The organism is Acinetobacter gyllenbergii CIP 110306 = MTCC 11365 (assembly GCF_000413855.1).
Taxonomy (GTDB): domain Bacteria; phylum Pseudomonadota; class Gammaproteobacteria; order Pseudomonadales; family Moraxellaceae; genus Acinetobacter; species Acinetobacter gyllenbergii.
In genome coordinates this window covers 174,154-197,838 of record NZ_ATGG01000017.1, presented here as the reverse complement: position 1 = coordinate 197,838, position 23,685 = coordinate 174,154, and the positions used below count along the sequence as shown (strand labels likewise).

20 protein-coding genes and 1 pseudogene are annotated in these 23,685 nt (G+C 41.5%); 15 read left to right on the top strand and 6 right to left on the bottom strand.

Annotation, left to right across the window (positions count from 1 at the left end; genetic code table 11):
- Positions 1-372: 372 nt before the first annotated feature.
- From ubiH to F957_RS08695, 3 genes are all read left to right on the top strand, one after another.
- Positions 373-1,584, top strand: coding sequence for a 2-octaprenyl-6-methoxyphenyl hydroxylase (ubiH, locus tag F957_RS08685; RefSeq protein WP_016540452.1), 1,212 nt, complete (start codon positions 373-375; stop codon positions 1,582-1,584).
- Positions 1,581-2,813, top strand: coding sequence for an FAD-dependent monooxygenase (locus F957_RS08690; protein WP_016540453.1), 1,233 nt, complete (start codon positions 1,581-1,583; stop codon positions 2,811-2,813). Before ubiH ends, F957_RS08690 begins: the two co-directional genes overlap by 4 nt.
- A gap of 173 nt (positions 2,814-2,986) precedes the next feature.
- Positions 2,987-3,235 carry a hypothetical protein gene (locus F957_RS08695; RefSeq protein WP_005202358.1) on the top strand — a complete coding sequence of 83 codons (249 nt, stop codon included), beginning with the start codon at positions 2,987-2,989 and terminating at the stop codon, positions 3,233-3,235.
- A 23-nt stretch (positions 3,236-3,258) separates the two neighbouring features.
- Here F957_RS08695 and F957_RS08700 read toward each other — a convergent pair whose 3' ends face one another.
- Positions 3,259-3,708 carry a MerR family transcriptional regulator gene (locus F957_RS08700; protein ID WP_016540454.1) on the bottom strand — a complete coding sequence of 150 codons (450 nt, stop codon included), beginning with the start codon at positions 3,706-3,708 and terminating at the stop codon, positions 3,259-3,261.
- Between the two features lie 61 nt (positions 3,709-3,769).
- On the opposite strand from F957_RS08700, the gene F957_RS08705 reads away from it, so the two are divergent.
- The gene (locus F957_RS08705; protein ID WP_016540455.1) at positions 3,770-4,411 is read left to right on the top strand and encodes a cation transporter; all 642 of its coding nucleotides are present in this window, start codon (positions 3,770-3,772) and stop codon (positions 4,409-4,411) included.
- Between the two features lie 66 nt (positions 4,412-4,477).
- Here F957_RS08705 and rsmI read toward each other — a convergent pair whose 3' ends face one another.
- Positions 4,478-5,320 (bottom strand): 16S rRNA (cytidine(1402)-2'-O)-methyltransferase, encoded by an 843-nt coding sequence (rsmI, locus tag F957_RS08710; protein ID WP_016540456.1) that lies wholly within the window; start codon positions 5,318-5,320, stop codon positions 4,478-4,480.
- Positions 5,321-5,336: 16 nt separating this feature from the next.
- Here rsmI and F957_RS08715 point away from each other — a divergent pair, with 16 nt between their 5' ends.
- The 4 genes from F957_RS08715 to F957_RS08730 all read left to right on the top strand — a co-directional run bounded on the left by F957_RS08715 (position 5,337) and on the right by F957_RS08730 (position 8,345).
- Complete coding sequence (locus F957_RS08715; RefSeq protein WP_016540457.1) at positions 5,337-6,269, top strand: penicillin-binding protein activator; 933 nt, start codon at positions 5,337-5,339, stop codon at positions 6,267-6,269.
- Positions 6,270-6,282: 13 nt separating this feature from the next.
- Positions 6,283-6,687, top strand: a complete 405-nt coding sequence (locus F957_RS08720; protein WP_016540458.1) for a YraN family protein — start codon at positions 6,283-6,285, stop codon at positions 6,685-6,687.
- 71 nt (positions 6,688-6,758) lie between these two features.
- The gene (locus F957_RS08725) at positions 6,759-7,469 is read left to right on the top strand and encodes a BON domain-containing protein (protein ID WP_016540459.1); all 711 of its coding nucleotides are present in this window, start codon (positions 6,759-6,761) and stop codon (positions 7,467-7,469) included.
- Positions 7,470-7,472: 3 nt separating this feature from the next.
- Positions 7,473-8,345 (top strand): alpha/beta hydrolase, encoded by an 873-nt coding sequence (locus tag F957_RS08730; RefSeq protein WP_016540460.1) that lies wholly within the window; start codon positions 7,473-7,475, stop codon positions 8,343-8,345.
- Between the two features lie 18 nt (positions 8,346-8,363).
- Here the strand turns inward: F957_RS08730 and F957_RS21500 are convergent.
- Positions 8,364-8,453 (bottom strand): annotated as a pseudogene (locus F957_RS21500) (NAD(+) diphosphatase); the annotation flags it as partial.
- Between the two features lie 96 nt (positions 8,454-8,549).
- Here F957_RS21500 and F957_RS0120570 point away from each other — a divergent pair.
- Both F957_RS0120570 and F957_RS08735 read left to right on the top strand, forming a co-directional pair.
- A complete protein-coding gene (locus tag F957_RS0120570) occupies positions 8,550-9,131 on the top strand; it encodes a TetR/AcrR family transcriptional regulator (protein WP_032860514.1) in 582 nt (193 codons plus the stop codon).
- 84 nt (positions 9,132-9,215) lie between these two features.
- Positions 9,216-10,439 (top strand): MFS transporter, encoded by a 1,224-nt coding sequence (locus F957_RS08735; RefSeq protein ID WP_032860516.1) that lies wholly within the window; start codon positions 9,216-9,218, stop codon positions 10,437-10,439.
- A gap of 43 nt (positions 10,440-10,482) precedes the next feature.
- Here the strand turns inward: F957_RS08735 and nudC are convergent, their stop codons facing one another.
- The 3 genes from nudC to dnaQ all read right to left on the bottom strand — a co-directional run bounded on the left by nudC (position 10,483) and on the right by dnaQ (position 14,370).
- Positions 10,483-11,235: an NAD(+) diphosphatase gene (nudC, locus tag F957_RS08740; protein WP_016540463.1), complete on the bottom strand. Its 753-nt coding sequence runs from the start codon at positions 11,233-11,235 to the stop codon at positions 10,483-10,485.
- The gene (locus tag F957_RS08745) at positions 11,235-12,881 is read right to left on the bottom strand and encodes a hypothetical protein (protein ID WP_016540464.1); all 1,647 of its coding nucleotides are present in this window, start codon (positions 12,879-12,881) and stop codon (positions 11,235-11,237) included. The genes nudC and F957_RS08745 overlap by 1 nt, the downstream gene beginning before the upstream one ends.
- 127 nt (positions 12,882-13,008) lie before the next feature.
- Positions 13,009-14,370, bottom strand: coding sequence for a DNA polymerase III subunit epsilon (gene dnaQ / locus F957_RS08750; protein ID WP_016540465.1), 1,362 nt, complete (start codon positions 14,368-14,370; stop codon positions 13,009-13,011).
- Positions 14,371-14,878: 508 nt separating this feature from the next.
- Here dnaQ and F957_RS08755 point away from each other — a divergent pair.
- The 5 genes from F957_RS08755 to F957_RS08775 are packed head-to-tail and all read left to right on the top strand — an operon-like array spanning position 14,879 to position 23,659.
- The gene (locus F957_RS08755) at positions 14,879-18,133 is read left to right on the top strand and encodes a LysM peptidoglycan-binding domain-containing protein (protein ID WP_016540467.1); all 3,255 of its coding nucleotides are present in this window, start codon (positions 14,879-14,881) and stop codon (positions 18,131-18,133) included.
- A gap of 6 nt (positions 18,134-18,139) precedes the next feature.
- Positions 18,140-19,990, top strand: a complete 1,851-nt coding sequence (locus F957_RS08760; RefSeq protein WP_032860492.1) for an extracellular solute-binding protein — start codon at positions 18,140-18,142, stop codon at positions 19,988-19,990.
- 15 nt (positions 19,991-20,005) lie between these two features.
- Positions 20,006-21,076 carry a microcin C ABC transporter permease YejB gene (yejB, locus tag F957_RS08765; RefSeq protein ID WP_016540469.1) on the top strand — a complete coding sequence of 357 codons (1,071 nt, stop codon included), beginning with the start codon at positions 20,006-20,008 and terminating at the stop codon, positions 21,074-21,076.
- Entirely contained in the window at positions 21,076-22,086 is a 1,011-nt protein-coding gene (locus tag F957_RS08770) for an ABC transporter permease (protein WP_016540470.1), read from the top strand. The genes yejB and F957_RS08770 overlap by 1 nt, the downstream gene beginning before the upstream one ends.
- A complete protein-coding gene (locus tag F957_RS08775; protein ID WP_016540471.1) occupies positions 22,064-23,659 on the top strand; it encodes an ABC transporter ATP-binding protein in 1,596 nt (531 codons plus the stop codon). The genes F957_RS08770 and F957_RS08775 overlap by 23 nt, the downstream gene beginning before the upstream one ends.
- Positions 23,660-23,685: the final 26 nt, after the last annotated feature.

Below are 23,685 nucleotides of genomic sequence, written 5' to 3'. Positions count from 1 at the left end.
TTAATATTTTTTGTCAGTGTAACGGCATTATTTGTCTATACTGTTTTTTCTAAAGTTGTTAAATATCGATCTGTTGAGTGGACTTTGTACTGTATTTATTTTTGCTTGATGAGTTCAGTTTTTATCGCCTATCTTCCAAGAAAATATATTTAATTTGGCTATTTCTATTTTCTTGCTTGGTAAAAGGCAGACTAAGCTGAAAAGATTGATTGAGATAGATAGCCATGTTTCTTTCTTATAGATACTGAAAACAACTTTTGAATATATTTTAAAAACATAGACCAAACAAAGTACAAATTCCCTTCCTGATTTGAGTTAGAGTAAGATAGTCCCGAAACATCAAGTCATGAAAAACTGATAAGGAATAATATTATGCAGCAACAAGTCATCATTGTCGGTGGAGGTATGGTTGGACTCAGCCTTGCTTTAATGTTGGCAAAATCTAATATCGCAGTAAAGTTATTAGAAGCTGTGAAATATCCAAATTACGATGACGAAAACGTTGCACCTTATCATTCTAGCTTTGATGCGCGGAATACCGCACTGTCACGCCGTAGTGTACAAATTTACCAAAAGTTAGGTTTGTGGGAAGCCTTACAGCAACATGCCACCCCAATTCTGCAAGTGCACATTACCGAGCAAGGCAGTTTTGGTAAGGCGCGTTTAGTTGCAGAGCAAGAAAAAGTAGAAAGCTTTGGACAAGTGATTGAGAACGCATGGTTGGGGCGTGTATTACTGACCCAAGTACGTCAGCAGCCATTGATTGAGTTGATTGATGGTGTGCAAGTGACTTCACTGACACAAGATGCAGATCAAGTCCAAATTGAAGCCATACGTAATGGTGAATATATCCATTCCTTAAAGTCCAAGTTAGTGATTGCGGCTGATGGTCGTGATTCATTCTGCCGACAAGCCATTGGCGTCGGGGTGGATGAGCATGATTACGACCAAGTCGCGATTGTGACTACCGTACAGACTTCTAAGCCGCACCAGCACGTTGGCTTTGAACGTTTTAGCGCATTGGGGCCATTGGCATTGTTACCATTACCAGGCGAATACCGCCGTTCAGTGGTATGGCCTGTGAAGAAAGGTACTGAAGCAGAATGGTTAGGTGAAGAAAATGATCAGCACTTTCTTGATGCCTTACAGGAAACCTATGGTGATCGTGCGGGGAAATTTGAGAAAACAGGCAAGCGCTTTAGCTATCCATTGGCTCAGGTTTTGGCACATAAGCAGGCGGTTGGTCGTGTAGTGCTAATGGGTAATGCCGCACATACCATTCACCCAGTGGCAGGGCAAGGTTTTAACTTGTGTTTGCGTGATGCAGATGTGTTGGTTCGTTTCTTGATGGAACAATTGGCAAAGTCCGATGATATTGGTGCGCCTGAAAATTTATTGGCTTACGAGCAATCCCGTTTAAAAGATCAGCAACGGGTGATTAAGTTCTGTGATTCAGTGGTACGTGGTTTTAGTAATCAAAATCCAATTCTCAAATTATTACGTAATACAGGACTGATCGCATTTGATGTGATTCCTGGGGTTAAGCCTTTGGTTGCCAACTATGCAATGGGACTAAAAGCATGAGTGAGCTGTTAGATGTTGTGATTGTAGGTGGTGGTTTAGTCGGTGGATTAACCGCTTTATTATTGGCCCAAGGCGGTGTACAAGCGACGGTATTGGATGCTGCACCTGTGCTAGATCAAGAAAAGACATTGGCTGTAATGAATCCTCGAGTATTGGCACTGAGTCAGGCGACGATTCACCTACTTAAAACAGTCGATGTATGGGATGATTTAGCGCGTCAAATGCCCTATTCAGGTATGCAAGTCTGGAATAAAAATGGCTATGGCGAAATTAATTTTGGTCATGCATCTGAACAGCGACCTCAATCAGATCAGGCTTTAGGTTCAATGGTTGAGCCGAGTGTTTTGAATGTTGCGATTCAACAAAAAATGCTGCAACAACTCAAAGACTATCGCACTCAAGTGAAGGTGATTCGGATTGAGCAGATTCCACAAGGCTGGTCGATTCAATTGGCGGATGGCACAACACTAAAAACCAAGTTGCTCATTGGTGCAGATGGTGCGAATTCTTTTGTACGTGAGCAAGCCTATATTGATCTAGATGTCTTAGATTATAAGCAAGCCGCGATCAGTTGTGCGATTAAAACCACCCAGCCGAATCACTATGTGGCACGGCAAATTTTCCTACCGACGGGTCCACTGGCTTATTTGCCGATGGCGAGTCTTGATCCACAAGAGGATGGCTATTGGCAGTCGATTGTTTGGACTTTACCTGATGATTATGCCGATGAATATTCGGCATTAAATGATCAAGACTTTATGCGCTTACTGACCCAAGAAAGTCTGCAAATGTTGGGAGAGGTGGTTGAGGTTCGTTCCAGAGCGCAGTTTCCACTGAAAGCACGTGCTGCACAACGCTATATCAAGTCAGGCTTGGCATTGATTGGTGATGCTGCCCATGTGATTCATCCTTTAGCGGGACAAGGTGTGAATATTGGTTGTCTAGATGCTGCAGTACTTTGCGATGTGCTATTACACGATTTAAACCGTGGGGTATGGGCCAACGAGCAAACCTTATTACGTTATGAACACCTACGTAAAGGCCAGAATGATGCAATGATGCACAGTATGTCTGCAATTGGCTGGTTGGAAAGTTCGGAATTATTTCCCTTTGTTTGGGCCCGAAATTTTGGACTAAAACAGGTTGAACAATTTGAGTGGTTTAAAGATCGCTTTATGCAGCAAGCCAATGGTTTGGGTGCTTTACAGCAGACACGCTATGTTTGCTAAAAAATAGTAGATATTTTTTAAACAATCATTTATAAATCAGAGTGAATTTGGTCATAAAAAGTACGTTTTAATCAATATTGTGCTTTGCTAAATCTGAAGAGCTTGCTAAATTTCACCTAGTTCTGATGGCCAAATAGCGATGATGAGAGTTGAGTCATTGTGGGGAGATGAAGATGACGGAAATGAATGATTACGACGAAAACACAGAAGATTCTGCTGTAGACGACGAAGAGGCGAAAGCGGCAGAAAGTGGTGCAGAGAGTGAAGAATCGAGCGCCAATGACGCTGATCTTGCTGAAGCGGAAACTTTAACCGTAACTGCGAAGCAGAAACAACGCCAAGCTTTAGAAGATGAAGTGGCTGCGTTTCTTGCACGTGGTGGGCGCATTACTGAAGTTCCGCCAGGTGAGCATCAAGATTAAGTCTGAATTGACATAAAAAAGCATCACGGTTGTGGTGCTTTTTTATGTTGGTGTGATTCATGTTCACACTCAAGGGGTTGGTGTAACTCTTTTAAAATACCACACTGTTCAATAGTGCGATGTTGAGAGCATTGCTGTTTTAAATGGCTCAGATCCTGTTTGAGATGTTCTAGATTTTTAATCTTCTGGGAAACTTCAGCAAGATATTGGTCAATCAAATGATCGACTTGCATACAGGTCTGGTTTGGATTGGTTGATAAATCTTTGAGTTTTTGAATATCCTGCAAAGTGATGCCAAGTTCCCGACAATGCTTTAAAAATAGCAATTCTGAAAGCATTTGTTCCGAATAATGACGGTAATTACCCGCTGTTCGTTGAGCTTTTTCTAACAACCCAATTTTTTCGTAATACCGAATCGTATCAATAGACACACCTGATTTTTTTGCCAATTGTCCAATGCTAAAACTGATCATGCTTGACTCTGGAGTTACTCTAGGGTTTTAAATCACTATAAAAGATTCAGTGAGAAAAGTCATGGCAGGATGTGGTTGCAACACAACATGTTCACCAACACAAAAGATTAGTCCAAAGTTTAGAAAGGCGTTGTGGATTGCTTTGATCCTCAACGCAACGATGTTCTTTGTCGAAATTATTGGTGGATCGCATGCACGTTCAGTATCACTCTGGGCAGATGCATTAGACTTTGCAGGTGATGCAGCAAACTATGCCATCTCTTTGGCTGTATTGTCCATGACTCTGTACTGGCGAGCGACAGCAGCCTTAGTCAAAGGAGTTACCATGGCTGCCTTTGGTATTTTTGTGATTATGAAAGTGATTTGGTCATGGTGGCTAGGTGTAACACCTGAGCCAATGCTGATGGGCGCAATTGGTGTATTGGCATTGGCTGTCAATGTCGTCTCGGCATTGATGCTCTATGCATTCCGCGATGGGGATGCCAATATGCGTTCAGTATGGTTATGTAGTCGTAATGATGCGATTGCCAATATCGCGATCATTATCGCAGCGATCGGTGTATTTGGAACAGGTACGATGTTCCCTGATCTGTTTGTGGCCTTCATTATTGCGTATTTAGGCGTTACTTCTGGTTTGAGTGTGATTAAGCAGGCAAGGGCAGAGAGAAAAATGGATCAAGCAAATCTCATGACTAAGGCTTAAAACAGCGTATCGTTATTTCATATTTAAATGATAAAGGGGAGATTTTTGTAATCTCCCCTTTATGTTTTATTGATCGTGTTGAGTGAGTTCCAAAGCCCGCTGATAAGCGATTTTCTTTTTTATTCCCGTCAAATCAGCAGCCAATTGTGATGCTGCTTTAACAGATAAATCCTGTAATAGGCGTTTTAACAACGCATCCAGTTTATCTTGTTCCATGTCTTTTTCGGCAGAAGCACCGCCGACTACCACCACGATCTCACCTTTTTCTTGGTTGTGATCATTTTCAATCAATGTGACCAATTCTTTTAAGGTCATTTTCTTGATGGTCTCAAAGGTCTTGGTAATTTCACGGGCAAAACCGACAGGACGATCTTCACCAAAAACCTGTGCCATATCTTTGATACAGGCCAGAATACGATGCGGTGCTTCATAAAAAATCAGGGTTTGAGTTTCATCTTTTAGTTTTTCAAGCTGGCTGATACGTTGCGATGCTTTTGAGGGCAAAAAGCCTTCAAAACTAAAACGATCACTTGGTAAGCCAACCGCACTCAAGGCTGCAATTGCAGCACAAGCACCAGGAACTGGAATCACACGAATGCCACGTTCTTGTGCTGCGCGAACCAATTTAAAGCCAGGGTCACTAATCAGAGGCGTACCTGCATCACTAATGAGGGCAATATTCTCACCATTGAGCATTTTTTGCAGAAGTTGATCAATTTTGTTACTTTCGTTGTGATCATGACACGCTGTAAGTGGAGTTGAGATATTATAGTGCTTGAATAATTGAGCAGATTGACGAGTGTCTTCTGCGGCAACCACCGATACAGATTTTAAAATATCAATTGCACGAAAGGTCATGTCATCTAAGTGCCCAATCGGGGTTGCTACAACAAATAATTGAGCACTCATAAAAGGTAACTCCCTAATGTATTACAAAAAATATTGGCTGCTATTATGTTTGGCAGCATGTATGAGCCCAGTTTATGCGGACGTACTGGTGATTCTACCCGAATCAGGTACGATGGCGCGAGCGGGTCAGAGCATCAAACGTGGTTTCTTGAGTGCTTATACAGCATCTGGTAGTAAAGAAAAAATCATTTTTGTAGATTCTGCCAAAAACAATATTGATACGATTTTCAAAAAAAGGGTCAATAGTAAGACTCGACTAATTGTTGGGCCATTGGCACGACCTGAAATTGAAACCGTGATGCAACTGAACCCAGCAATCCCAGTACTTGCATTGAACGATGTCAATAGCCAGACCACCAACATCTGGCAATTCAGTTTGGCAAAACAGCATGATGCGCTCGCACTGAATCAACTACTCAAGAAAGACAAAATTAAAAGCTTATTGGTGTTACGCCAAGCTGGAACTGAGTCGGCAACAGAATTATTTATGATGGCATTGATGTCTGAGTTTGGCTCAGATATCCATGTGGTCAATGAACTGCCTAAAAAACTGGCACGTAGAGAAGGGTTGTTGCTCTTGGGTGATCAACAGTGGTTAGAACAATTAGGTCCATTGCCTGAAAAAAATATCTACGCCACCGCCTTGAGTATTGAACAAGACAAGAGCATTCCGATGGGGTTGAGTTTCTGTGATACACCTGCCTTATATAATGGACAATGGGCAGATTTAATCAGTGCTTATAAAGAACAACCTGAAAATATGGCGTTTCAACGTTTATTGGCCTTTGGTGGTGATGCCTGGAGTATTAGTCAGCAGTTCTTAAGTAGCCCAGATCGTCATTTTTCTTTTGAAGGTCGCACTGGAGCAATTAATGTCAAAGATGGCAAGGTTTATCGTCAACCTTATTGCTATCAACAGCAGAAAAAAGGGATTCAACTGTTAAAATAAGATTGGGGCAGGTATGTCACAACATCGGCAAGATTTAGGGCAATGGGCTGAGCAGGCAGCACTTGCTCTTTTGCAATCGAAGCAATATGAATGTATCGAACGAAATTATCATTCACGTTATGGTGAAATAGATTTAATCGTAAAGCGCGATAAGCAACTGGTTTTTGTCGAGGTTAAAGCTCGATCAATGGGGAGTTATGCAGAGGCCTGTGAAGTGATTTCGCTTGCCCAGCAGCGTAAAATTATTAAGACAGCACAATGCTTTTTACAGAAATCTCCATATTATGATGAGTTTGATTGTCGTTTTGATGTGATTTGTTTTGATTTTCCACAGAAAATTGCAAAAACAGTACAACCAGATTTTTCAAAATTGCAGTATGATCAGCAATGGATTGAACATGCATTTACTTTAGATTGATTGATCGATCTCATGTAAAGCTAAATATTGAAAATTGAACAAATTTGTTTGTAGATAGGGAGTCTTGCCAAGTGTTAAAACGTTTATCGATTACGTTGCTTTGCGCTGCAAGTTTATCGGGATGTGCAAGTTTTATTTCTGGTGGTACAGGCACTTCACCCGTTGGAACGAATAGTGGAGAACGTAGTTTAGGGCAGATTTTTATTGATTCTTCAATCAAACGCACTGCAAATATTAATTTATATAAATTAGACCATCGTTTCAAACAGTCTCGTATCAACATTGAAAGTTTCCATAGTAATGTTTTATTGACAGGCCAAGTTCCTGATCCGTATTTAAAACAACTGGCTGAAGATAATTTGCGTTCAATGTCGGATGTGAAGGCTGTACATAACTACATTACGGTGGGTGATAAAGTTGGTTATAACACCATCATGCAAGATGCTACCGTTACGGCGAATACCCGTGGTTTGCTGATGAAAGCACCGGTTGTGTCTGATAGTAAAGTGCTTGTACATACGGAAAATGGTGTTTTGTATGTGATGGGGCGTTTAAATACTGCTGAATCAAGAGATTTAGATGACGTCTTACAAAAAGTTGGAAATGTGACTAAAATTGTGACGCTCATTGACAATGTGGATCAACCTTCAGGCACTGTAGCAAGTTCAACCGCGGCAGCGCCGATGGTCGGAACAGCAACAACACAGCCTTTAGTTGAAACACCTGTTGCAATTGATCCAGATCAGGCGGACCCTGCGACTATTACCCCAACTAATCCTTAATTTATGAAGCAACTTATCCAACAAGTACAAGAAAATGTAATCAAGGCGAAAACGCTTTATCAGGAGTTTCGCCTTTATGATTTTGCCAGCTATTCGATTAATTACCTGACCCCCAAAGATACCTTTGAGAAGGAAGAGCATCTTGCTTATGGACTAAAAGCAAGACAGCGTCTGGATCTGTATCGAACCAAAAGCCCGAAGAAGCAAAGACCCCTAATTGTATTTGTGCATGGCGGCTCTTGGCAGCACGGTAATAAAAGAGACTATCTATTTGTTGGAGAAAGTTTTGCACGTGAAGGCTATGATGTTGCGGTCATTAATTATCACCTTGCACCTGAGCATATCTTTCCGACCTTTATTGATGATATCGCACAAGCGATTCACTACCTGAGCCTGAATCAAGGCAAATTGAACATTTCTACGGATAATATCATTTTGATGGGGCACTCTGCGGGTGCTTTTAATGTGATGTCAGTGGTGTATTCAGCCTATTCACAAAATTTTAAGTACAAAGATAAAATTCGTGCGATTGTTGGGATGGCGGGTCCTTATCATTTTGACTACAAAGGTGATCCATTAGCTGAGCATGCCTTTGATCAGAAAGTGTCATATCAGCAAGTGATGCCTTATTACTTTATCGAACCGAATCAGATTAAGCATTATTTATTGATGGCTGAACAAGATCAGTTGGTGGGTAAGGAAAATAGTTTTGATCTAGATAAGGCGTTAAGAGAAAAGGGTAACCATAGTCATATCGCCGTGATTCCAAAGACAGGGCATATTACCATTGTTGCGACACTGGCAAGTTTAATGAGCCATTATTTCAAGACTAAACGTACAATCTTACATTTCTTGGATGAAGCCTTAGACCCTTAATCAATAAAAAAGCATCGTTTAAGATGCTTTTTTATTGTCGATCATTTGCATGATCATGCTATGGGCAATACTGTCTTTAAATGGAGTTTCAAGAAGCTGTTTAAGCCTCAAGGATTATATTTACTGACTTATGGCTTGGGTTCATTTGACTTTTCTTTGTATATTGCTTATTTTATTGGAACGTTTATTCCAGATATCTTTATAATGCGCTCAAAAGAATTTGACCCAGATCTAGTGACTGATGCAGCAATGCAGGTTTTCTGGCTAAAAGGATATGCAGGAACTTCGGTTCAGGATTTGGTTGATGGTACGGGTCTCTCAAGGAGTAGCTTGTATGGAACATTTGAAAATAAATATACTTTATATCAAAAAGCATTAGACCGATATGATGCCGTGACAACGGCCAATATACAATGCTTGCAACAAGAACAAAGTGCTCAAGCAGCAATTAAAAGCTTGCTGATGAAGATTGCTGAAGATGAGTTGGCTGATCCTTTACATCGGGGATGTCTGATTGCCAATGCTAGTCTGGAGTTGGCAGGACAAGACGAATTAATTGCAGAAAAAGTCGCATTGAATTTACAGCGTATTCAAAAAGCGATTTTGAATGTATTACAAAAAGCACAGCAGCAAGGGGAAATCTCAAATGAAATTGATGTCCAAGCACTGTCATTTTTTTTCGTAAACACGATACAGGGGTTGAGAGTCCTCGCAAAAGGAACACCAGCCCACCAGCGTCGACAGTGTTTGTTAGATATTATTAATATTGCGCTTCGTGTTTTGTAATTAATCAGAAACTCACTGCTTTCAATGGGAGTGGGTTTTTATTTGTTTTATTTTGGAACGATCATTCCTTTATTTGGTAGCTATATGAAAAATCCATCTACAATCTATGCAAATAAATCCATACAAACTTTAGCCACTCAAAAAGCAGAAGAACAATTTCCTATTTGGAAGTTATTGGTTTTTTCATTGATCGGATTTATTACGATTATGACAGAGACCATGCCTGTTGGCTTACTGCTGCAGATTAGCCATGACTTGCAGATATCAAAACTATGGGCTGGGCAATTAGTCAGTTTTTATGCCTTAGGTTCTGTCTGTGCTGCGATACCTGTTATCGCGCTCACGAAGCATTGGGATAGACGTCGCTTACTATTATTCACTTTAGGAAGCTTATGTGTTTTTAATGGGCTAGCTGCGGTCTCGACACATTATATTTTTACTTTGTTTGTGCGCTTTTGCGCAGGGATGGCAGCAGGTGTCATTTGGGGGGTATTTGTGAGCTATGTTCGTTATTTGGTTGCTCCGCATTTACAAGGTCGTGCTTTAGCGGTTGCAGGTATTGGACAGCCATTAGCATTGTGTTTTGGTGTACCGCTGGGAACCTTTCTTGGGACGCTGTTTGATTGGCGTAGTGTCTTTTGGTTGATGTCGATTTTGGCATTGGTCTTGGTCATTTGGGTTCGACTGTTTATTCCCTGTTTTATTGTTAATGCAACACAGCAAAAACTAGCATTTGGGCTAACGCTTAAAATGAAAGGTGTCAGGCTAATTTTATTGATTTTGCTTATCTGGGTCTTGGCACATAATATTCTATATACCTATATTTCTTTATATTTAATCGCAGTGGGTTTAGGAGAGCATATTGATGCCATGCTGTTGATTTTTGGTCTGGCAGCAATTGTTGGTATATTTGTCACTGGGCATTTTATTGATCAATATTTGCGCCACTTAACCTTGCTGAGTCTTGTTATATTTGCATTTTCAGCCCTATGCTTTGGTATCTTTATGAATTCCCTCTGGATGGTTTGTGTCGCAGTAATTGCATGGGGAATTTCATTTGGTGGTGCGCCCATACTGTTACAAACGGCACTGGCAGATATTGCACAAGCACAAACGGATGCGGCTCAATCCATGTTGGTGACTATTTTTAACATTGCTGTTGCTGGAGGCGGGATTGTCGGTGGTCTTTTCTTTGCTCGATGGGGGATTCAATCTTTTGCATGGAGTGCGTTGATTTTGTCATTCATTGCACTGATTCTAGTATATCGGGCTAAAGATCATGGATTTGGTGTGGGTCATCGTGCGTAAAAAAATAGATGAATAAAAACACATGACAATAAAAAAGCATCGTTTAAGATGCTTTTTTATTGTCGATCATTTGCATGATCATGCTATGGGCAATACTGCCTTTAAATGGAATTTCGGGAAGTTGGTCAAACTTAAAGAATTGTGCATCACTAATTTCTTCCAGCTGTAACTGAATATCCCCAGATTCATATTCGGCATGAAAGGCAATCATTAGATTACTTGGAAAGGGCCACGGTTGACTCGACATATAACGAATATTTTTGAGTTTCAGTCCGACTTCTTCAAACGCTTCACGTTGCACAGCTTCTTCTAAAGTTTCACCGACTTCAACAAAACCAGCAATTAACCCGTACATATTACTTTTATTGTGTGCGGATTTAGCCAACAGGACTTCATCCTGACCTTTAGTGATAATGGTAATAATGCATGGCTGTACACGTGGATATTGATGATAAGCACAGGCAGGACACACCATGGCATATTCTTTAGGGTGAATTTCAGTGACATGGCCACAATGGCTGCAAAACTTATGGTTACGACGCCATTCGAGCAACTGCACTGCACGACTGGCCTGTAGGAAGTCACTGCTGGACCAAGATTGAATCAATTCCCGAATAGGAATCAGTTGATAGCCTTCGGGAATAGCTTCATTTTCCAGTAGATCACGTGCAATGACGTGATCATTATGATGGATGGGGAGGTCACTTGCTAATTTCTCAACTTGAGGAAGTTGGAAGTTTTGGTCGACTAACAGTTTTTGGTGTTGAAAAATATAAGCAAGTGATCGTTGAGTCATTATGCGGCTATCGTTTGTAATTGTTGACTGTTAGATAATGCCACATCAAACATAGATTGCAACACAGGTTGCTTATTCTTCAAGTTGTCCACCAATAAATCTAAACCAGCCACAACATTTAAGATGCAATTAATTTGTTCGGCATCGAAGGCTTGATTTTGAGCCAAGCGGTACTGAGCAAAATGAGCCGCACCCAATAAAGCAGTTTGTTGTGCTGAACTTCCCAAAAATAGAGCTGCGCCAGAAAGTTCTTTGAGATACTCTGGCAGAGCTTCCAAACTATGTGCAGTTGGGGCTTGGATATATAGACTCAAGGTCTGAGTTAAGGTATCAATCAGGGTTTTGGTTTCAGTCAATAATACTTTATGCGCTTCATCTAAGCGATCAAGCGAGATCTGCATATTATTGACACGTAATTGTAAACGGCTTGAGGTGTAATTACGTTCCAGAATACCAATCGAATTCATTGAAGCTAGAATGCTGTTCATCAAATGTTGCACTGAAGTCGCATCGGTTAAGGTATTTGGCTGACTGAGTTTTTCCGCTTGCTGAGTGAGTTCTCTTGCCGCCTCATTTAAATTCAGCACTTTGAATACATTTGAGAGCTGGCTTAACTTTTGTTGCAACTCTTGGGTTTTTTCAGTCGACATATTCTGATGGTTGTACTCAATCTCATTACGGATTTGAGCCATTTCATTGGTCATCAATTGACTGATGGTGTGTACTGTTTCGTAGTCAGGGCCATATAAGTGACGGCTTAACACCTGTAGCTGTGTATCACTGAGTAATTCATCGCCAATATTGAGTTGTTCACGAATATGGTGTGATACATCATCTTCTTGGCTAATGCAGATACATAGAATGTCTGCAAGATCAGCAATACTATTTTTAAAGCTTGCAGGTTGCAGCAAAAATTTACCAATATTGGTTTCAATTTGAATCAGTGTGCGAAGACGTGCTTCTGTAATGGAGAGCTCATTGATATGGCTCAGCCCCACATTCACCAGTTGCCAGTATTGCTGACTTGGTTGGCCTGTTGCTAAACCTGCCAAATAAACACCGACCAATTTGATCCCTTGTAGATCAAGCGCAGTCTCTGATTGCTGAATAAGTTTATTTAAACAGAGCTTATACAGCTGATGAATATATTGTGATTGTTCCAAACTCGGCGCTTGAGGCAAATTAAAACTTGGTGTAATGAACTCGAGCAAAGGTTGTACAGTTTGACCTTCTTTTGTGAGTGGTTTGCCCAATGCTTTCTCTAAACGATTGAGAGTATCGAGTAAGAATTGTGGAACTTTGACTTCACGTAAGCAAATGAATTCAATATAACGCTTCAGCATGGTGGTGCCTTCACTGAGGGCAATCACATCACTGGTTTGAATCTGCTGGGGTTGTGCCATAATTTTACGCATCAACTCAGCAGAGTATTGGGTAATTTGCGATAAATGTGGCATATCAATTAATGCAAGCACTTGTGTACATTGTTCAAACTGGTTCAATGCATCATCAATCCCGAATGGTAATGCTTGTTCTTCGGCAAGGGTATTGACCGCTGTTTCTACCAATTTAATCGAATTGTCGATTTCATTTTTTATTATTAATAATGCCGTTGGGTCGAAATGAATCGAGGTTTGGTAAGACATATGACCTACACCTTTCCTAAGTTGTTATATCCATGGACCTCCTTTTTTAGGAGGTCTAAATCTTTAAGGCTTAATATAACTTAACTTTAGAGCCTTGAAATACAAAAACTTACACTGAGCAGAAAATTTATTTTGCGAAAAGGCAAGGCTCTCCATGTTTTTGTTCAAATTGTTTGACCCAGGTCTCATGTTCATTTAATTCATGTTCTGATGGCTCGATCACAGGGAGGTCGATTTGTACCCGCTGACGAGTGGTTTTACCTTGGTTTTGTTCTGTTTGTGAAAGGGCATCCATATCAAATGAAACTTGCCCGCCCGTCATGGCAAGATAAACATCAGCCAAAATTTCAGCATCGAGTAACGCACCATGGAAAGTACGGTCTCGTGCTGGAATTTCGTAACGGCGGACCAAGGCATCCAAAGAGTTCTTTTGTCCAGGGTGCTTATTTTTGGCCATTGCCAAGGTATCTGTGACTTCACAAACCTCTGAAAGTGGAGGTAATCCAGTGCGTTTGAACTCCATATCTAAGAAGTTCATATCGAAGGTGGCGTTATGCGCGATAATTTCAGCACCTTTTAGGAAGTCAAACAGAACATCGGAAATTTCGGCATATTTCGGCTTGTCTTTTAAAAAGTCATCGCTGATACCATGGACATTTTCAGAGTCGCCGACCGCTTTTTCAGGATTAATATAGATATGAATCGAGCTACCTGTAAGCTTACGATTAATCATTTCAATCGCACCCACTTCAATAATACGGTCACCGTCTTGATAGTAAAAACCAGTGGTTTCAGTATCGAGAATCAGTTGACGCGGGCCCTGCACATCTAGTTTTGCTTTGGTGATCACAATGTGGGGATGCTGATTTTCTGTCGTTGTTAGGGCCAGATTGGTTGTTTCACTGCCGTCAGTGGTATCTTCACTTTCTGCTTCTATTTCAAGGTCTGTATCTTCAATCATCTCATCTGCCTCAGCATCTAAATCTAAACCAAAGGGGTCATTTAAAAGCCAGTCAGCTTCAGGCTTTTTTATATCAGCGTTAGCCTGTGTTGCAGATTTAAGTTGTTGGGCGGTTTGTTCAGCACCTAAGTTGGCCAATTGGTCTGCCATTTCATTACCAGCATGCCCAGCATGACCTTTAATCCAGTTCCATTCAATATTACGGTTGGCACAGACGGCATCAAGTTTTTGCCATAAATCTGGATTTTTAACATCCTTCCAGTTTTTCTTTTTCCAACCGTGAATCCATTCGGTGATGCCTTGTTTGACATAATTGGAATCAGTCCAGATGATTAAATGTGCATCCACAGGGCAGAATGAAACGCCTTCGATTGCGGCTTGAAGCTCCATACGATTGTTGGTTGTCTCGGGTTCACCACCAAACAGTTTATGCTCACCTTGTTCGGTAATGACATAAGCACCCCAACCCCCAAGACCTGGGTTACCTTTGCATGCGCCATCAACGTAAAGTGTGATTGTTTGTGACATATCTGAACCTGAACAATAAGCAGAATAAAAATTTGAGTATGTGCAATCTAAACAAGAAATGCACAAGATTTAAGTCAATCTAGATTGAGCTTCAAAGAATCGAGAATTTTAGCATTTTCGAGCGATGTCTTGTATTGTAAAGCTAAATTCCGATTCTGAACGTTACAAAACTCATCTTTTTTAATTTCTTGTAACATTTCCATGCAAATCACGTTAAATTATTGCCTTGTCTAAGTGACATGCTTTACTACAATGGCTAGGGTCTGTTGGCGTTTCACAGATGACAGAAGAATTTTGCCTTGCGCTGTGATCAAAACGGTGCTTTGCTCTTGCTCAGGTTATGGCTAAAACTTCCCCAAACTTCGTTATGAGAACTGACAAGGGGGCGGCCATTGTCTTTGTCCTATGCTTTGTTTGAGTCGTTTTTAATCGATAACGCAATGCATGCTTGAAACATGAATAGACCCTACTTAAGAAATAAACTAGCGTGAGTTGACTGGAAGTTTTTATGTATAAATCGAGCACATTGGTGTCGCAAACATCTGCAACATCATTATTCAAAATCACTGTACTCACTTCTGCTCTCGTTGCGCTGGGAATCACTACAGGGTGTTCTTCAACCCCTCAATCAACTAAAGCGTCAACGTCTAAGCAGGCGGGTTCAGGTTATCTGGATGCAAGCAGTTTAGATTCGCTTGAAGATTTGTTGTCAGCAACAGATATGCGTGCTGTGGAAGGTGATCGTCTATTGGTTCTGAAACACGGTGATGTGTGGAAGCGAATGACAGTTGGATTCAAGATGGACTTGAACCATTGGGATTCACGAATTGAAGCACAACGTAGTTGGTTTATTTCTCGTCAACCGTATTTAGATCGTTTAAGCGCGCGTGCCAGCCGTTATTTATATCACACAGTAAAAGAAGCTGAACGCCGTGGTATGCCAACAGAACTGGCATTACTGCCAATTATTGAAAGTTCCTATGATCCGGCTGCGACCAGTAGTGCTGCAGCGGCGGGTTTATGGCAGTTTATTCCAAGTACGGGCCGAATTTATGGCTTACAACAAACCAGCCTGTATGATGGCCGTCGTGACGTTGTTGAATCGACACGTGCAGCATATGAATTCTTTGGTAGCTTATATAATCAGTTTGGTTCGTGGGAGCTTGCACTGGCCGCTTATAATGCGGGACCAGGGCGTATTCAACAGGCGATTAACCGCAACCGCGCTGCAGGTTTACCAACCGATTATTGGTCATTGAAACTCCCGCAAGAAACCATGAACTATGTTCCACGGTTCTTGGCTGTGGCACAAATTATTAAGAATCCAAATGCTTATGGTGTCAGCTTGCCACCGATTGCTAACCGTCCTCACTTCCGTGAAGTCAGTTTGGCTGCACCTCTTGAATTGAATCAAATTGCTTCAATCACAGGTTTAAGTCGTGCGGAGCTTTATGCATTGAACCCAGGTTATCGAGGCGAAATGGTTGATCCAATGAGCCCAATGCGTATCTTAATTCCAGCCGATCTCAGTCCTTCGATTGATGCAAAATTACGTTCAGGTAAAACCAGCTTTGGTGGTTTCTGGGCAAGTAATAAAACGCCACCGCCGATGAATACCAATCCGTTGAGTACTTCAACCACGGTTCGTACCACAACAAGTACAGGCCAAAGTAATAGTGCATCGACAGTAACACCGCCGAATTTAACGGCGAGTAATACTTCTCGTCCAACGACATCAATTTCGAATACCAGTAAAGTCAGCACACCGAGAGGCTCGAATGCTCTAGCTTCATTTGCCGCAGCGGCGGATGTGCCGAGTGCACCGCGTATTCCTGTTGCGATTACACCTGCAACCAATGTGAAACCTGTGGTGACTGAACCGCCAATTTCTTTGAAAGAGCGTGAGCAAATTAGTGCTGCAATTAAAGAAGAAGGCAAGAAAGAAACAGTGGCTCAAGTGTTAGAGCCACAAGCAACACAAGCTGAACGAGATCAGGTTGTGGCTGAAATCAAAGCAATTGCGCCGAAGGGTACAGAAATTGTCGATCCATTTGACGGTAAGATCAAATTAACGGCGATCCAAACCAGCCAGTCGGTTGCAGATGAGAAAGGTCAAGAAGTCAGTAAGGGTTTTGCTTATCCAAAGAACTTGGTTGAAGATAGTGCAACTGCCAATAGTGAAGATGCCAAACGCAACCAAGGTAAGCCATATATCAAAACCGATACCGATGTGGTCGTGGTTGCACCGAAAGGCAAGCGCAGCACCTATGTGGTACAGCCTGGTGATACTTTAGCGATCATTGCGCAAAAAAATGGTGTGAACTGGCGTGATATTGCACAGTGGAACCAGATTGATCCAAACGGCACCTTATTCGTTGGCGCAAGTTTATATTTATATGATGCCAAACCAGAGGCACCAAAAGCTGCTGAAAAACCAGAGAGTTATGTGGTGCAGTCTGGTGATAGCTTAACTAATTTGGCTTCACGCTTTGATTTAAGCCTGAAACAGTTGGCGGATTATAATAATTTGTCTGTGACTGATGGTTTGTTCGTTGGACAAAAATTAACATTGATTGAGCCAAAGAATAATACCCGCACAACTCAGCAGCCAGCGCGTGCGACTGACAGCAAGGCAACAACGACTCAAAAAGTTGCAACTAAATCATATACGGTGAAGCGTGGCGAATATTTAAAACTGATTGCGGATCGTTATGCGTTATCGAATCAGGAACTGGCAGATTTAACCTCAGGTTTAACCGCCAGCAGCAGCTTATTCGTTGGACAAAAAATCAATGTCCCATTGCACGAAGTTTCTTCAACTCAAGATACACCTGAGCCAACGAAGAGTAATGTGAAATACGACAATGTCAGTGCATCGACTAGCTATAAAACTGAAAGTTATACCGTACAGCGTGGCGACACTTTATCGAGTATTGCAACCAAGTCGAAAATTAGCTTGAGCGAGTTGGCTGAGCTGAATAATTTGAGGTCAAATAGCGGTGTGCGTTTGGGTCAAAGCTTAAAGATTCCAGCGGGTTCAACTGTACCTGATCAGTATGTGGTGCAGTCGGGTGATAGCTTGAATGCGATTGCGGCCAAGTATAATCTGCAACTGAGCTATGTTGCCGATTTAAATGGTTTAGAAAGAACCTCGGGTGTACGCGTTGGTCAGCGCTTAAAATTAACCGGTGATGTACCAGCAAAAAATACTGCAAGCAACACAAGCAAATCGAGAGAAGAAACTACACCTGATGTTTATACGGTTAAATCTGGCGATACCTTAGGCAATATTGCCAGCCGTCATAATTTACAGCTGGATTATGTTGCCGGTTTAAATGGTTTAACACGTGGCAGTAATGTTCGTATTGGTCAAAAGCTCAAATTGACTGGCGACCTACCGAAGGCTGAAACAGCAAAAGTGGATGACAGCAAAATAACGACTAAGCCTTCAGCACCAAGTCGTAATACTGAAAGATATGCCGTAAAAGCGGGAGAGTCTTTAAACAGTATTGCCAATCGTTTTGGGATGTCTGGACGTGAATTGGCGGAGTTAAATAATCTGAAAGCCAATGCTAGTCTGCAACGGGGTCAAAGTATTTCAGTTCCTAAAACAGTGAGTGAATACAAAGTCAAACGTGGTGATACCTTGATTGGCTTAGCAAGCCGTTATGGTTTAGACACTAGTGCATTGGCAGAAATGAATGATTTGACGCCAAGTACCCAATTACGCATCGGTGATGTGATTAAAGTGCCTAACTTGTAATTACAGATGATTCAAACGCTGTTCATAAAAAGGCTTGGTTTCTCTATGGGACTAAGCCTTTTTGTTCCTATTTCATTTGCGACGATGCAAACCACGCCATATTTGGCGATGCATGTGCAACCTAAATATGCAAAGCTTAAGGTAATGCCTTATGCCAATGCCCATGCACCTAAAGGCGGTATCCTGAGTCAATCGAGTTTGGGGACATTTGATAATTTAAATAGTATGAATGGCAAGGGCAGTTCGACTGAAGGCGTCAATTATCTGTTTGATAGTTTGATGGATCGTTCGCTGGATGAGCCACGTGTGATGTATCCCTTACTTGCTGAAAAGGTCAGTTATGATCCAGATCATTTGCAATCCGTGATCTTTCACTTGAATCCTCAAGCGCGATTTAATAATGGTCAAGCAGTAACAGCAGAAGATGTGAAATTTACCTTCGATACTTATCAGAGCAAAGCCAATTTAGGCTTTCAAATGTATTTGTCTGATTTGGCCAAAACAGAAGTGTTATCTAAACACCAAGTTAAATTTATTTTTAAGTCTAAAAATAATGTGGAAATGCCCCTGATTGTAGCGAGCCTGCCAATCTATTCAAAATTGGATTGGAGAAATAAGGACTTTAGCCGTGTCACCCTTCAACCGATTGTGGGATCAGGGCCTTATATCATCGACAGAATTGATGCAGGGCGGAGTATTAGCTATAAGCGCAGTCCTAATTATTGGGGCAAAGATTTACCAGTAAACAAAGGCCGCTACAATTTTGATCGACTCAAATATGTCTATTATCGAAATTTGGATGTAAGTTTTGAAGGATTTAAATCCCGACAATTCAATTTATACGAAGAAAAAAATATTCGGAATTGGGTGACGGCTTATAACTTTCCAGCTGTAAAATCTGGTTGGGTCAAGCAGTATAAGGCACGGCTGGGAACACCGCTCGATATTCAAAGCTTGGTGTTTAATACCCGCCGTGCACCGCTCAATGATATTTATCTACGTCAGGCACTGACCTATGCCTATGATTTTGAATGGCAAAATAAGGCACTTTTCTTTAATCAAAATCGACGCTTACAAAGCTATTTTGACAATACCGATTTAGCTGCTACAGGCCGACCTAGTGCCGCTGAATTGAATGTATTAAAGCCCCATTTGTCCCAGTTCAATCCTGTGATGCGACAAGGTATTTTGGCTGATTGGCGCTATCCTGTTTCTGATGGCAGTGGATTCAATCGGCAGAATTTATTGACTGCACAACAGATCTTAAAAAATGCGGGCTATCTGATTCGCAAGGGGCAGTTATATGATCGAACAGGTCAGGCCATTCGCATTGAGTTGTTGATGCAACAGGAAAACCCACAGCGTGAATTAATGCCTTTTGTGCGTAATCTGAAGCGTTTAGGGATTCAGGTTCAGTTACGGCAAGTGGATGTGCCACAATATATGGAGCGGATTCGTCATCAAGATTTTGATATGATGATGTTGAAACTACCACAGACTTTAACCCCAGGAAAAGAACAGGCCCAATTCTGGGGAAGTGCAGCAGCAGATGAGGCGGGTAATTATAATTATTCAGGGATTAAGCATCCTGCGATTGATCAGATGATCGCGAAAATTGTAGCGGCAAAAACACGCGATGAGGTAGTGTTGTATACGCGTGTGCTTGATCGCTTGTTACGTGCTGGCTATTATCAAATTTTGACTTATGGGAAGCCTGAACGTTGGTTTGCTTATTGGGACATCTATCAGCAACCACAAGTCAAACCTAAGCTTTCAGTCGGTTGGGAATACTGGTGGGTTGATGCTGAGAAAGCCAAAAAACTTGATCAATCTATGCGAAAATCTGAATTAAAATAATTAGGATCTTATTAAATGGTTCACTATATTCTGAAAAGAATGTTATTGATGATCCCGACATTATTTTTCATTTTATTGATTAATTTTTGTATTGTACAAATTGCACCTGGGGGCCCTGTTGAGCAGGCGATTCAGCAAATCCAGAATGCGCAAGGCTTTGGTGTCGGTACGAGTGCATCATCCCGTTTGGCCACCTTGGCACAATATGAAGGTGCGCGTGGTTTAAGCCCAGAAATGATTGAAACCATCAAAGCACAATATGGCTTTGATCGGCCTGCGACTGAACGTTTTTGGTTGATGTTAAAAGGCTATTTAAGCCTAGATTTCGGAACCAGCTTTTTCAAAGATAAACCGGTCACCCAACTGTTATATGAAAAGCTACCTGTCACGTTGTCTTTGGGTCTATGGAGTACCTTCCTGATCTATCTGATCGCAATCCCACTGGGCATTAAAAAGGCTAAAAATAATGGCTTACTGTTTGATCAATCTACGTCCTTATTATTAGCCGTGAGTTATGCCATTCCATCTTTTGTATTTGCCATCGTGTTGATGGTTTTTTTTGCTGGTGGCAGTTATTTACAATGGTTTCCCTTGCAGGGGCTGGTTTCAGAGGACTTTGCTCAATTCAGTTTATGGGCAAAAATACAAGATTATTTGTGGCATATGTGTTTGCCCATCCTGAGTATGGTCTTGGGTAGTTTTGCCGCATTGAGCTATTTGACGAAATATTCTTTTGTTGAAGAACTGAAAAAGCCCTATGTGCTGACGGCAAGATCAAAAGGTCTTAATGACAATCAGGTGCTTTATGGACATGTCTTTCGCAATGCGATTTTGGTGGTGGTGGCAGCCTTACCAGAAGCATTAGTAGGTATTTTGTTTGTCGGTAATCTATTTATCGAAATCATTTTTAATTTAGATGGGATTGGGTTATTAGGTTTTGAAGCGATTACTCAGCGCGATTATCCTGTTATTTTCGGGACTTTATTCTTATTTACCTTATTTGGGATGCTATTGCGTTTAATCGGTGATGTGCTGTATCACTTGATTGATCCGCGCATTGATTTTGCATCAAGAGGTGGAAAGTGATGTCTCCTTTGATGCGCGCGCGTTTTGAGCGATTTAGGCAAAATAAATTGGGTTTTTGTTGTCTGATTTTGTTTTTAACGATCTTTGTATTGTCCTTATTTGCTGAACTGATTGCCAATGACAAGCCGTTGTTGGTTCGTTACCAGCAGTCGTTTTATTTCCCGATCTTGAAAGATTATCCCGAAACCACCTTTGGTGGCGTCTTTGAAACAACAACCGATTATCAAGATCCTGCGGTAAAACAGCTGATTCAAAAACAGGGCTGGATGATTGCTGCACCGATTCCTTTTGCTTATCAGACACCTAATTTATCTTTGGCAGTGCCTGTTCCCTCAGCGCCAAGCGCCCAAAATTGGCTGGGAACGGATGATCAAGGGCGTGATGTGTTTGCCCGAATCCTTTATGGTCTGCGTGTTTCTCTTTTATTTGGTTTTGCTTTGACGCTGTGTTCTGCCGTGATTGGCGTTATTGTTGGCGCAATACAGGGCTATTATGGTGGCTGGATTGATTTAATCGGGCAACGAATTTTGGAGGTCTGGGGTGGCTTGCCAATGTTGTTCATTGTCATGATCTTGGTGAGTATGTTTAGCCCCAGTATTTATTGGCTATTTTTGATCATGTTGTTATTTGGTTGGACTCAGTTGGTTGGGCTCGTACGAGCAGAGTTCTTGCGGGCGCGCAATTTTGATTATGTCCGTGCAGCGCATGCGTTGGGTGTAACGGATCATAAAATTATCTTTAAGCATATTTTACCGAATGCAATGAGTTCAAGTTTGTCACAGATTCCGTTTATGTTGACTGCCAATATTATTGCCTTAACTGCATTGGATTTCTTAGGTTATGGTCTACCGCCTGATGCTGCATCATTGGGTGAATTATTATTGCAAGGCAAAAATAACTTAGATGCGCCGTGGTTGGTGCTGTCTGGCTTTTTTACATTGGCGATTGTACTGTCTTTATTGATTTTTATTGGGGAGGCTGCACGTGATGCATTTGACCCAAGACGATAAACAGTTTGATCAATCCGCCTTATTAACTGTTCAGCAACTCAATATTTGTAATGAAACAGGGCAGTGCTTGCTTGAGAGTTTGAGTTTTGATTTATATCCAGCGCAAACGATTGCACTGGTTGGAGAAAGTGGTTCAGGTAAAACCATCAGTGTGTTGGCGATTTTGGGTTTATTGCCAGAAAGTTTTATGGTGCAAGGTCAGGTTGAAATTGCAGGGGAAAACTTGCTGGCTTTGAGCCAGAGCCAGTTACAGCAGATTCGTGGTAAACGTATTGGCATGATTTTCCAAGAGCCGATGACGGCTTTAAACCCTTTGCACACAGTAGAAAAAATGTTGGGTGAGAGCCTATTACGACTTGGTGTTACTCAGGCCGAAATTCGACAGCGTTGCGTGTCGTTGTTGCAGGATGTCGAAATCAACGATGCAATAGATATACTAAAGTGCTATCCACATGAGTTGTCTGGTGGGCAGCGGCAACGGGTCATGTTAGCAATGGCTTTAGCTTTAGAACCAGAAATTCTAATTGCCGATGAGCCAACCACGGCTTTAGATGTGCTGCTGCAAGTACAAATTTTAACGTTATTAAAACGCTTACAGCAGCAACGTAAGATGGCAATTATTTTGATTAGTCATGACCTGAATTTAGTTAAGCATTATGCTGATCATGTGGTGGTGCTTAATCAAGGCCGTGTTGAAGAGCAGGGTACGATTAATGAAATATTTAACTACCCTGAAAAGTCCTATACCCAGAATTTACTCAATCATGATTTTGGACAAGCCTTGGTGATGCAGCCTGCACCTACCTTGCTTGAACTGAACGATGTCACGGTCAAATATCCGATTCGGCAGGGGTTATTCCATCGGGTTAAAGCGTATAAGGTTGCAGCAGCATCTATTCAGTTGAGTCTGTCTCAGGGCGAAGCTTTGGGTATCGTTGGAGAAAGTGGTTCAGGAAAATCGTCATTGGCTTTGGCAATTGCACGGTTGATTCGAAGTGAAGGTCATATTCATTTTCAGGCACAAGATTTAAACCTGTTGACCCAGAAACAGTTACGACCACTTCGACCAGAATTTCAGATCGTGTTTCAGGACCCTTTTAGCAGCCTGAACCCTCGTATGTCGGTCGAGCAGATTATTGTAGAAGGGCTCCATCTTCAATCCATTTCAAAGCAGCAGTGCCAAGCTGAAGTCGATGCTGTTTTGGCAAAAGTTGAATTATCTTTAGCGGATAAACAGAAGTATCCACATCAGCTTTCTGGTGGGCAACGGCAACGTGTCGCACTTGCAAGAGCACTGGTGCTAAAACCAAAATTACTGATTCTAGATGAACCGACCTCCGCCTTGGATCGAAGCACGCAGTTAGCCATCATTCAATTGTTACGTCGTTTACAGCAGCAAGAACAAATCAGCTATCTCTTTATTAGTCATGACTTACAAGTCATTAAAGCACTGTGTCAAAAAGTTTTGGTGATGCATCAAGGCAAAGCTTTGGAATATCAAGCCACAGCACTTTTATTTAGCCAGCCTCAGACGGAATATACCCGCCAACTGATTTCTGCGAGTGAATATTAGCATTGTAATTAAATTGACATATGCTA